The sequence below is a fragment of the Marinomonas sp. 5E14-1 genome, from assembly GCF_039939215.1.
GTDB lineage: Bacteria > Pseudomonadota > Gammaproteobacteria > Pseudomonadales > Marinomonadaceae > Marinomonas.
Map to the genome: position 1 here is coordinate 13,839 of NZ_JBDXMW010000005.1, position 11,967 is coordinate 25,805.

Here is an 11,967-nt window from a genome sequence, read left to right on the forward strand (position 1 = left end):
GGAAAACAAATGACTACCAACTATAGGATTGGAATAGACGTTGGCGGAACCAATACTGACGCCGTGTTAATGAAACAAGGCGAGGTCATCGCTGCGACAAAGCAATCAACCACTCAAGATGTGACCAGTGGTGTTGAAAAAGCATTGAATGCGGTTATTCAAGAATCAGGCGTTAACCAAGAAGACATTAAAGGTGTGATGATTGGCACGACACATTTTACGAATGCCGTGATTGAACGACGCTCCTTAACCAAAACCGCTGTTATAAGAATTTGCCTACCCGCCACAGCCAGTGTCCTACCCTTCGCTGATTGGCCAGAGGATATAAAAGACATCATAAACGCGGGCAGTTACATGGTGAAAGGAGGTTATGAATTTGATGGCCGAGAAATTAATCCATTGGATGAAAACCATATAAAAGACATTGCTCTGGAGTTAAAACAGCAGTCCATTCATTCGGTTGTCATTAACAGCGTTTTTAGCCCTATTAATACAGATGTTGAAGAACGAGCCGCTGCCATACTGAATAGCGTATACCCAGATTGCAAAGTGGTTCTTGCCAGCTCAGTGGGTCGCATTGGCTTATTAGAACGAGAAAACGCCGCCATTCTTAATGCCAGCTTACTTACGCTGAGCGAAAAAACAGTCGACGCTTTTTCCATGGCACTAAAATCTTGTGGGTTAAGTTGCCCATTTTTCATTACGCAAAATGACGGCACATTAATGAAAGCGGCATTCGTTAAGCAATTCCCTGTGCTTACCTTTGCTAGTGGGCCGACCAACTCTATGCGTGGAGCCGTATTTTTATCCGGCAAAAAAGACGCCATTATTGTCGACATCGGCGGCACCACAACGGATGTTGGTTTGGTACAGAATGCCTTTCCTAGACAAGCGTCGACTAATGTTGATGTCGGCGGTGTACGTACTAATTTTCGCATGCCGGATATGGTTTCTGTTGGTCTTGGCGGTGGCAGCAAGGTCGCTTTCACGGGCGACAATGCTAAGCAACAAGTCAGCGTGGGGCCTCATAGTGTTGGCTATCGCATATCAGAAGAAGCGTTGGTATTTGGTGGTTCGCAGATCACAGCGACGGATATTGCTGTCCATTCAGGTCGTGCGATAGTGGGCGATGCGAGTTTAACCTCGTCATTGAACACGGATTCGGTAAAGGCAGCCCTGACGAAAATGGATCAGATCATTCTTGAAACCGTCGAGAAAAACCGCCTCTCTTCGGCACAAATTCCTGTCATTGTTGTCGGCGGAGGCTCTGTGCTTGCCCCTGAGAAAATTGGCTCGCTAGAGGTCATCAAACCGAATAACTACGCTGTGGCAAATGCGGTTGGTGCGGCCATCGCTCAAGTCAGTGGAGAAGTCGATAAGATTTATCACCTCTCAGAAGTTACCCGAGAAGACGCATTGTCCGACGCGCTCAATATTGCGACACATAAATCCATTCAAGCAGGCGCTAAGAGCAATTCAATCAAGGTGATTGACCAAGAAGATGTGCCTCTTGCTTATTTACCCGGCAATGCGACACGTATACGCATAAAAGTCGTTGGCGACTTGGAGTTTTAAGATGATTGAATTAACACATGACGATATTGAAGCCATTGAAATAGGCGCTGCTATTTTAGGAACAGGTGGCGGTGGCAACCCTTACTATGGAAAGCTGCATACGATCGCGGAGATGAATAAAGGAGGCAAGATACAGCTTGTATCGCTTCATGAGCTTGATGATGACGCTCTGGTTATTTCTGTTGGGAACATCGGTGCGCCAGCGGTTTCCATGGAAAAAATATGTGAAGGCAACGAAATTGTTCGAGCTATTCACGCGCTTGAAGACTATATGGGGAAGAAAGTTGACGCCATTATTCCGGTAGAAATTGGTGGCGCGAACGGACTTCGACCAGCGGCGATAGCAGCCATTATGGGATTGCCCTTGGTCGACGGTGATGGAATGGGACGTGCATTTCCTGAAATGCAGATGACCAGTTTTAGTATATATGGTCATTCCAGTGTGCCTTCTGCCATGTCAGACGCCCATGGTAATACCGTTATATTTAAAGACCTCAAAGATGAGCAATGGCTCGAACGATTAGCAAGAGCATGTGTTATCCAAATGGGAGCGTCAGCAGGTATGGTTGAAGCGCCAATGAAAGGCAGCTTCGTTAAAAAATACGCGATTCCTGACACGGTAACTCAGGCTAAGAATCTAGGACTTGCGGTCATTAATGCGCATAAAGAAAACACTAACCCTATTGAGGAGATTTGCCACCAAGAAAACGGTCAGGTGCTTTTTGAGGGGAAAATTGTCGACTTAGAACGAAAAATGTCCGCCGGTTTTACAAGAGGAAATCTGCAAATTGAAGGCAGCGGTTCGTATGTCGATCAAGTCGCTAATATTGAGATCCAAAACGAAAACTTGATTCTAAAAATAAATCAGCGCGTTGCTTGTAGTGTGCCTGATTTGATCATCGTCCTCGATATAGAAACAGGACATGCCATCACCACTGAGGTATTGCGCTACGGTCAAAAAATCGCCGTACTCGCTATTCCATGTCACCCACTTCTTCGCTCTGAGCAAGCTTTAAAGGTAATCGGCCCAGCCGCCTTTGGCTATCAGGACATTGATTATCAACCGTTTAACCAAAACTAATAGGAGTATCTTATGATGTTGAAAACAGTTACGGCGCTCATCACCACCGCGCTAATAACGGCTTTACCAGCTCATGCTGAAAGCTATGAAGATCTTACTGCAACCATGAATATTGTGCAGGTTGTAGGCACGATAGATCCAGCAAAAGTAACCGACTATACCGAATATCTAATGTCGGTAAACCTATACGATGGTTTAACGACGGCTGACACTAAAGGAAATATTGTTCCTAATTTGGCAAGCAGCTGGGATATTACTCCAGACGGTAAGAAGTTTACTTTTCATTTATCTGAAAATGCGACATTCCAGGATGGCTCTGCCGTCGAAGCAAAAGATGTAGTGTATTCTGTTAAACGACTATTAACGCTCAATCAAGGACCTGCGGGCTTCTTTCAATCCTACTTAAATGCGGATGGCGTTAAGATGATTGATGATAAAACAGTTGTCTTCAATTTAGAGCAACCATCGTCTTCTTTCCTTGCCACGTCGCCACTGCTTTTTGTCATTAACTCGGATCTGGCGAAAGAAAAAGGTGGAAATAATGAGTGGTCAGAAGAGTTCTTAGCGTCCAATGCCATTGGTAGCGGCCCATATAAATTAGAAGATTGGCAACGCGGCAGTCGTCTTATATTGGCGAGAAATCGTAATTACTTTAAAGGGTTTAAAGAGAATCCTGTAGAAAAAGTCAGAATACTGGTAACCAGTGATGAAGCGACTATCAAAGCCTTAGCCAATAAAGGCGAGCTTGATGTGAGCAGTATTTACCAAGCGCATGAAACATTAATGGCGATTGAGAAGCTGCCAAATTACCACATCTTGGATATGGCAACAGCAACGGGTTACTACATTAAATACAACAACCAATTAGCGCCAACCGATGATGTTAATATCCGAAAAGCCATTTCTGCAGCCATTGATTATGAGCTAGTAAATGAAGTGCTTCATCCGGGTGTTGCCATGGCTGGACCGCTTGCATCACTCTTTCAAGACGCTTATTTAGATGATTTAGAAATACCTAAGTTTGATCTGGAAAAAGCCGCTGAATATGTGAAAAAATCTCGCTATGCAGGCCAACCAATACCGATCACCCTAGGTTATGTGGCTGGTACGGCTTTTGAAGAAGAAGTTGCTTTGATGATGCAAGCTAACTTGCAATCCATTGGGTTTAAACCAACGTTACAAGCGGATCCATGGAGCCGAGTAACAGAGATTGCAGCACAAGCTTCCACCACGCCTCATGTAAACCAAATCTTCTTTGGCCCAACGTATTCATCGCCACAATCTGTTTTCTTTAACCAATACTCGTCGAAGTCATCTGGCTCTTGGGCTTCTATGTCTTGGTTGAATGATGCGAAAGTTGACGAAATGATTGACGCTGCGGGTTCCGAGCTAGACAGCACAAAACGCAATGAGATTTATCAGGATCTACAGAAGTACATTGTCGATAATCAAGTGGATTCGTTCTTGCAAACCTCTCGTTATCAAATGGCGGTGAATAATTGCTTGAGTGATTTGAAATTCATTCCGATTCAAAGTTTCTTCTATGATTTCTCAACACTAAACTGGTCATGCCGTCCAGCAGGTCGTTAAATTAGTACCTGACTTATAAAAAAACCATAGTGGGGAAACTCACTATGGTTTTTCATTTTTATCCATTAATGAATCCAGCCTTTTTCCATTGCTAGCTTAACCAATGATTGTCTGCTTTCTACTCCAAAGCGTTTAAACAAACCTTTTAAATGAAACTTAACCGTACTTTCTGATAACCCAGTAAATTGTGCTATTTTCTTATTAGATAAGCCTTCCCCAAGCCTTTGTACAATTACTAATTGCTTAGATGTTAGCTCCTCAGTCTGGCTATTTTTAGGTGTTTGCTGGCACTTTTCATTCCAAACAGAAAAAGCACGCTCATACAAAGTATGTCGAATCCGGTTCTTAGCACTCGACTTCACCTTCTTTACCGCATGATTCAACCATTCCATTTCAAACATCAAGGGTAGCCATAAATCGAGCGTATAAGCTCGACGAAATAACGACAATAAACGAGGGGCTAACATAAATTGATCATGGCTAAACCAGAGTAACTTTAGCTCCTGTAAGGTATAACAAATATCTGACCAAGGCGTGTCGTTCAGCTCTGGTGATACTGTGGTGCCCTGCTGGCGACTGTGAATACAAACCAGCCCAACATTGTTACGATAAGTCAGCCAATGGTATAGCTCTATAATTGGGCCTATTGCACTTTCAGGGTCAATATCAATAGAAGATAACTTTGCTTGTCCTTCCGTCCAACGCTGTTGTTGCTGCAAAATCAAAATAGACAAGAGTTTAAAGTAAAGCTTGCCTTGGTCATCCGAAAAAAATAATTGATACTCAAAGCGCAATTGGTCTAATAATGAACTGGTTTGTTCTGTTTCATTATTAATAAGGTGACAAACAACCCCAAAAAAATAAAACTGAAACAGAAACTCTGGCCAAATTTCTGAATGCTTACGAAGAATGGCAGAACGATTCCATTGCTTGTTCGCCAGTTCTATATCACCTCGGTATAACGCGGTTATTCCATCAATAAGATCCGCAAAGTTCTTTTCATAACTAAGCGACTTATAATAGCTAATACGAGTGATACTTTTCCGTGTTTCCTTTACATGTTGTAGTGCTACCTTTGGATAACCCATCCGTAAATTAATACGCGCAAGGTTAAAGTGGCAGTAAAAAACAAGATAAGATACCTCTGATTTTGACGCTAACGCTAATTCCTTATGCTGATAAAGTGACGCTTGTGACCAGTCACCGACCATACTGTAATGGATAGAAAGCATTCCATAATAAATCATCAATGCATCAGAGTTAGACACCAACTGAAACTCAATTTTTTTCAGTTTATCAATCCGCACATCACTTTTAATCGTCGTAAAATACGTATCATATTGGCCCCTTATAAGGGTCATTATTGCTCGATCGCTTTCTTTTAGATGATTTTTATCAAAATCCAATTTTCCAATAAATTCTTTGGCTTCTAATAAGCGATAGTTTTTAAAGTAAAATATGGCTTTTGCTAAGCATAAGTTAAGGTTGCTTGCGATTATGTCTTGAGAAAAAAGATTTAAGATTTGCTCTAGCTTAGCGAAGCCATGAAGGTAGCCATACATGCCTCCTCCACACTCTTCAAACCATTGAATGGCAAGGTCGATATTATTACTTTCTAATGCTGTTTGTATGGCAATAAAATGATCTTTATGATGAAAGATATGCTTTACAACAAGCCGCATTGCCTCTTGATAAACTCTCGAATCCGGTTTGGCAATATCCACTAAAACTTGCTTTAGGTATGGAATGCCCAATGTGAAATTGCTGTTTCGATCCTCAATAATAAGTGGGTCTAACATTTCTATATGCGTTTTTTCGAGCCGCACTAACTCTGTCGATATTTCAGAGTTAAATGCTAAAGCAATCAGTAAGCGTTGCTCATGGTAGGATAAGATTGGCAAAATTCGAGCAGCAATATACTCTCTCAAAGATTCTTTATACCTTTCACTATTCAGGTCAGACCAATTCGAAACTAGGACAGGCCAACCTCTCGTATGCAAATATATGTTTGTGTAATCTGACGGATAGAGGCTGGCAATCTCTTGCTCAGAAAACATTAGCTCCGATTGGTCAATAATGGCCAATTGTCCATAAAGAAGTGCTTGCGATATTAGCTTATTGTTCCCAACCCAACTGGCGCTGATAAAAAGTGTTTGCTCTCGGTTCTCCAGCTCAGAACGTAATTGCAAAACTTGCTCTAGATGCTGGTGAAAACCTCTCCCTATGGTGTCCCAAATAAGGTGCGTATTATCTTCAAATTCACTTGGATTAGGTAAGGTATTTTGTACTTTGCAGTTAAAGTAAGCGGCTAGTTGCTGAAGAAGTACAGATTTACCACTGCCAGGTAATCCGTTAATAATCACAATAGGGGCGGTTTGAATTGTCAGTAGATGCAATAGAGAAGATCGTTCAATCATACGATACTAAGAACACAAAGTTGGATTGTTTACATTAAGATTCACTGACGACTATCAACTAAATCCACTATCACTAATTTATCATAGAAAGAGCGAAAATTATTCACTGTATTTGAATTCAGCTAATGCCGTATTGATTGTATTTTGACATGAAATTGCTATTCACTTTTCTGAGAGTTTACCTTTGTAGCTAACAAAGATCATCAAGTGACTTACTACAAATTAACCCCGTAATGACTGCCATCCGGCAATTCAACATCCAATGTGAATTTTAAGCGAAGACATAAAAAAAGAGCCGTCGCTAAGCGAACGGCTCTTTTCGTTTCAATATTCAGTGTTGTCAATTCAACACTTAAAGGACAAAAGATTTACATCTGAAACAAGAAGTTTTTAATCAGGTCTTTCCCGCCTTCTGTGGCGAAGGATTCTGGGTGAAATTGAATACCTTGGATTGGGTATTCTTTATGGCGAATGCCCATGAGTTCAAAGTCGCCGCCTTGGTGGATTTTACTCACGTCACCAAAGTCCCCTTCTTTCAAGTCGCCAACCGATGCGGTGACTTCTAATACCTCAGGGAAGCTTTCAGCTTCAGCGATGAGCGAGTGATAACGCATGACTTCCAGTTGATCTGGAATGTCGTGGAAGATGCCTTCGCCGTTGTGATTAATTGGGCTGGTTTTCCCGTGCATTGGCAATGGCGCTTTTACGACCTTGCCACCAAACACATGACAAATTCCCTGCATGCCAAGGCAAACGCCCATCAGTGGAATGGTTTTACCAAACTCTAAAATCACATCCGCACACACACCAAAATACGCTTTGTCGTCTGGCGAGCCTGGCCCTGGAGAAATGATGATGCGATCTGGTGTCGCTTGACGAATGTCGTCTAACGTCACTTCGTCGTTACGTTTCACAATCACATCAAAGTGATCAATCGCGCCTTTGCTTTTTTCGGTTTCCAACACTTCGCCAATAAACTGATACAGGTTGTAAGTGAAGGAATCGTAATTGTCGATAATATAAACTTTCATCTTGCCTTCCTTAAACCTTCGCTTCTGTCTTGTTTGCGTCTGGCGCAAAGCTGTCTAACACGCGCTTAGTGCCTGCAAATTTACGTTGAATTTCTTCGTATTCGTCTTCGGCATTTGAGTCGTATACGTTACCGCCACAGGTTTGCACATAAGCTTTATTGCCTTTGGCGAATACCGTACGAATCGGAATGGCAAACATGCAATCGCCATTGAAAGAGAACTGACCTACCGCGCCGCCGTATGGGCCACGGCCATCACTTTCCAAATCGTCGATGATTTTCATCGCTTCGATTTTCGGTGCGCCAGTCAAAGTACCCGCTGGGAAGTTACTTGCCAAGGCAGAAAACATGTCGTGATCTTCCGCCATGATGCCGACAATTTCACTGGAAATATGCTGAACGTGGCTGAAACGTTTAATGTCCATTAAGGAACGAACTTTTACCGTACCGAAGCGCGCCACTCGGCCGATGTCGTTACGATGCAAGTCCACAATCATATTGTGCTCGGCAATTTCTTTTGGATCGTTCAACAAAGCGCGAGCCAACGCCGTATCTTCTGTGGCGTCTTTACCGCGCTTTGCTGTGCCCGCAAGCGGGAAGGTTTCCATTTCACCTTGGCGCACACGGAACAAGAGTTCAGGGCTCGCACCAATCACTTTTTGCTCACCAAACTTGATGTAATACATTTGTGGCGAAGGGTTCACTTGACGTAACTCTTCGTACAAATTGATGGTATCGCCTTCCAAATCAAACCACTTTTTAAAGCCCACTTCACACTGGAAAATTTTACCTTCCACAATGTCTTGTTTAACTTTGGCGACCGCATCAGCGTGGTCTGTTTTGCTCATGGATTCGCCAACAGGACGAACCACAAACGGGCCGTTTTCTGGCGTAGGTTCCGCCATCATCGCTTTCACTAATTCGACACGATTGCCTTGCGAGCCTTCGCCATCTTCGTAGTAAAAATAGAAGACTTCGCCTGTCATCTTGTCGAGGATCAAACCGTCTTTGTACAAGCCAAAGCGGAACGCATCAAACATCTCGCTGGATTGCAGATCCAAAGTCGGTTCAAAGTAATTCATACTGTCGTAACCGATATAACCCGTTAAACCACCAGCGAAGCCACGCGACAAAATATTTTGTGGCACGATATCACGCAATAAATAATACGGATTGTCCGAGTCGTAAGCTTCTGTCTCACCAGTACGTTCTTGGATGAACAGCTTTTTGCCTTCTGCCCAAATCAGCTTTTCAGGGTCAAAACCAATAATAGAATGGCGGGAAATGAAGCTCTCTTCGCCAAGGGATTCCAACATAAAACAGTTCTCAAATCGCTTTTCCACCTTCTTGAACAAGGCAAAAAAATCGCAATCGGAACTGATGGTAATGTACTTAGGTTTGCGCGGCAGCGTGATGCGCTCCGGCTTTTTATGGTGTGCGTTCATTCTTCTTTTAATTCCTTCAATGCTCTAGAACCACGGGTCACTGTGGCAATGCCAACACCCAACTGCTTCGCAATGTCGCGCTGCGGCACACCTTGCTCCAATAGGGAAAATATCTGCAACCTGTGCTGCATCTCATTCAACTCATTTGGTGTCAGCAACGCCTTTAAACGCTTCTCCAACACCGCATCGTCTGCGTCTTTTAAAAACTCAATCAAATCTTTCATAAGGGTTTCTATTTAATGAAATCGCCATGTATTCACGTACTAGTACAGTAATGCATTTCTTATCATTAGGCAACTGGATAAATGGCAAGAAGAGAATTAATATTGAAGTTATCTTTTATGATAACTAAGAGAAAGAGAATGGACTTAAACGATCTAAAAGAAAAAGCATTTCAAAACAACAAGGTAAAAAGAGAATACGATAAATTAGCCAGTGAGTTTTCACTTATCGACCAACTGATTTACATGCGTACACAGGCAGGTCTAACACAAGCTCAGCTTGCAGAACGGATGCACACACAAAAAAGCAATATCAGCCGACTAGAGCGAGGCAACGCCAACCCAAGCTGGGCGACTTTGCAAAAATACGCTAATGCCTGTGGGTTTGAGCTTTCACTGAAAGCGGAAAAAAAACAATAAACTGAACATTTTTACACAGAAATTTTACTGACCTTTGAGTTTTCTGCTTAACTCTATTGCTTGCTGAACAATATCTTGGATATTTAATTCCTCTCTTCCAACATATTTTTCAATTAGTTGATCCAGTACCGTTACTGCCTCTACGATTCGATGAGACTTAATTAAAATACTAGCATTACTCAATAAGGCTTTAGCGACTTGCTCTTGCATAGCTAGCTCATCGCTATCTTTGAATTGTTCAATTAGTTCATAATATACCTTTATGGCTTCTTCTGAACGATCTAACTCATCAAGTGTATTCCCTTTATTCATTAACGCTATCACTACTTGCACTTGCAACGCTATTTGGTCACTAACTTTAAATCGTTTAAGTAATTCATCGCATACAACAATCGCATTCTCCAAATCCCCTAAATGAACCAATATAGCGCCTTTGTCCATTAATGCTTTCGCAATTTGTTCTTGTATCGCCAATTCGCTGTTGCCATTAAATCGCTTGATCAGCTCGCTATATACATAAATAGCCTCTTCGAAGCGATTTAATTTATTTAATGCAACACCTTTGTTTAAAAGCGCTTCTGCTACTTGTCTCTCAATTTCAGTTTCTTTTCTCTCTTTAAACTGTTTATCAATAGAATCATAAACTTCTATCGCCTCAATGCATTTATTTGATGTTAATAGTGCATAAGCTTTACTTAGTAAGGCAGCAGCATCCTGCTGAACACTCATACTCTGTTGCACACTTGCTAAGCTGTCTATGTATTTTTTCTCAAGTTCATCTAGCCTTTCGTGTAACTTAGTGTCGTAAGTCGTCGATAAGCTTCTAATTTCTTGCTCGAAATTCTGCCTTAATTCGCCTAACGTTCTGATAGTCCATTTCTCAACTTCAATATCAGCACTTTCTTTCGCACTCGCAACAGCCTCTCTTTTCGCTCCTGAACTAAAAAAGAATGCAATGCCCGCAATGATAACACCTAAAACCCCAGCAATAATCCCAAACCTATCTGTCGAGGCATAAATCGCGTCGATAAATTTGTCTTGAGCATCAAGCCTTTCATCAATATCTTTTTCACTTACCTCTAGCACCGTTTCGACTTTAGAAAGTCGGTCTTTTAGATTTTGCACTTCACCCTCAGACACCTGTTTGGCATCAAGATCACTGACGTCTTTTTTGATGGCTATAAGCTCTTGATAAAACCATTGGGGCAGTTGTGCGTTAGATGTCGTAACGACATCATCTGCGGCAAAAGTCGAGTGAGAAAATGTGACTAAGAAAAGGCTGACGAAAAGAAAACGTGTGAGGGAGTTAAGCACTCTATAACATCCTTGAAAAATGAGTTGCCATAAGAATAGCGTTTAACTCGTTGTTTGGGAATGAAACAAACTTTTACACACTCATTCACAACGGAAAACATAGCGCTTTAACATCTCAGATGTGAAAAGCATTCGCCAGAGTTTACAAGTCTCTCAAGCGGATTTCGCGAAAGCGCTTGGCACCAGTGTTGATACGATTAAAAGTTGGGAAAGTAAACGCCGAAGCCCTACAGGGTTGGCGGCGAAAGTATTGGCAACGATTGAAGAAAACCCGAATTTTTATAAAGCATTGTCTGCCCATTAATATAGTCATTTGGTGCTTATAAGAATTTTTTTATTTTTTTCCATCATTTGTGTAAGAAAAGTGAATGACTCTGCGTCTAAATTGCAGAATTACGAATGAGCTTAGTCTGTCTGTACGTTTTGTGTTTCGGGTTATTATCAAAAAAGGGTATCAACATGGGCATTGTGGTCACGGTTTTTATGGCACTTATTCTGTTTTTGTCGGTTCCTAATCCTGTTGGAAAGCGTTTGAAGAAGTATCAGGATAAGATTTTTGTCATTACTTTTTTAATGGGTGCGTGGAATGCTTTGTGGTATGACGCTCAACATTTTGATGAGTTTTGGGGAATAGCGGCGCTGATTGCGGGCTTCTCTATGATGATCACTAGCTTGCCAAACATATCATTGGATAAGTCGCCTTCTTTGATAAAACATACCCTTGGTTGGCTTCAAACTAAGATCAACTCGCTACCGCAAGGCTTCCAAGAGTTAATGCTTTTAATGCTGTTTGGATGCGCCTGTATTTATGGTTATACACTGATTAAATTGAACTTAGCTTAATTTATAAAAGCACAACTTACGACACTAAGAG

11 protein-coding genes are annotated in these 11,967 nt (G+C 41.9%); 6 read left to right on the forward strand and 5 right to left on the reverse strand.

What is annotated here, in order from left to right:
* Window positions 1–9: 9 nt before the first annotated feature.
* Genes ABFY09_RS05630 through ABFY09_RS05640 form a run of 3 tightly spaced genes read left to right on the forward strand, consistent with a single transcriptional unit; the run spans window position 10 to window position 4,246 of the window.
* Complete coding sequence (locus tag ABFY09_RS05630; protein ID WP_347983321.1) at window positions 10–1,575, forward strand: hydantoinase/oxoprolinase family protein; 1,566 nt, start codon at window positions 10–12, stop codon at window positions 1,573–1,575.
* A gap of 1 nt (window position 1,576) precedes the next feature.
* Window positions 1,577–2,656 carry a DUF917 domain-containing protein gene (locus ABFY09_RS05635; protein ID WP_347983322.1) on the forward strand — a complete coding sequence of 360 codons (1,080 nt, stop codon included), beginning with the start codon at window positions 1,577–1,579 and terminating at the stop codon, window positions 2,654–2,656.
* 12 nt (window positions 2,657–2,668) lie between these two features.
* On the forward strand, window positions 2,669–4,246 hold the full coding sequence (locus ABFY09_RS05640; RefSeq protein ID WP_347983323.1) for an ABC transporter substrate-binding protein: 1,578 nt from the start codon (window positions 2,669–2,671) through the stop codon (window positions 4,244–4,246).
* 65 nt (window positions 4,247–4,311) lie between these two features.
* Here the strand turns inward: ABFY09_RS05640 and ABFY09_RS05645 are convergent, their stop codons facing one another.
* From ABFY09_RS05645 to ABFY09_RS05660, 4 genes are all read right to left on the reverse strand, one after another.
* A complete protein-coding gene (locus ABFY09_RS05645; protein WP_347983324.1) occupies window positions 4,312–6,663 on the reverse strand; it encodes a LuxR C-terminal-related transcriptional regulator in 2,352 nt (783 codons plus the stop codon).
* 368 nt (window positions 6,664–7,031) lie between these two features.
* Entirely contained in the window at window positions 7,032–7,694 is a 663-nt protein-coding gene (locus tag ABFY09_RS05650; protein WP_347983325.1) for an aminodeoxychorismate/anthranilate synthase component II, read from the reverse strand.
* A 10-nt stretch (window positions 7,695–7,704) separates the two neighbouring features.
* Window positions 7,705–9,138, reverse strand: a complete 1,434-nt coding sequence (locus ABFY09_RS05655) for an anthranilate synthase component I family protein (RefSeq protein WP_347983326.1) — start codon at window positions 9,136–9,138, stop codon at window positions 7,705–7,707.
* Window positions 9,135–9,362, reverse strand: a complete 228-nt coding sequence (locus ABFY09_RS05660; protein WP_347983327.1) for a Trp family transcriptional regulator — start codon at window positions 9,360–9,362, stop codon at window positions 9,135–9,137. The genes ABFY09_RS05655 and ABFY09_RS05660 overlap by 4 nt, the downstream gene beginning before the upstream one ends.
* 138 nt (window positions 9,363–9,500) lie before the next feature.
* Here ABFY09_RS05660 and ABFY09_RS05665 point away from each other — a divergent pair, with 138 nt between their 5' ends.
* Window positions 9,501–9,779, forward strand: a complete 279-nt coding sequence (locus tag ABFY09_RS05665) for a helix-turn-helix transcriptional regulator (RefSeq protein WP_347983328.1) — start codon at window positions 9,501–9,503, stop codon at window positions 9,777–9,779.
* 24 nt (window positions 9,780–9,803) lie between these two features.
* Here ABFY09_RS05665 and ABFY09_RS05670 read toward each other — a convergent pair whose 3' ends face one another.
* Window positions 9,804–11,093, reverse strand: coding sequence for a tetratricopeptide repeat protein (locus tag ABFY09_RS05670; RefSeq protein WP_347983329.1), 1,290 nt, complete (start codon window positions 11,091–11,093; stop codon window positions 9,804–9,806).
* A gap of 112 nt (window positions 11,094–11,205) precedes the next feature.
* Between ABFY09_RS05670 and nadS the strand changes: the two genes are divergently transcribed.
* Window positions 11,206–11,397: a NadS family protein gene (nadS, locus tag ABFY09_RS05675; RefSeq protein WP_347983534.1), complete on the forward strand. Its 192-nt coding sequence runs from the start codon at window positions 11,206–11,208 to the stop codon at window positions 11,395–11,397.
* A 155-nt stretch (window positions 11,398–11,552) separates the two neighbouring features.
* Window positions 11,553–11,936 carry a hypothetical protein gene (locus ABFY09_RS05680; protein ID WP_347983330.1) on the forward strand — a complete coding sequence of 128 codons (384 nt, stop codon included), beginning with the start codon at window positions 11,553–11,555 and terminating at the stop codon, window positions 11,934–11,936.
* Window positions 11,937–11,967: the final 31 nt, after the last annotated feature.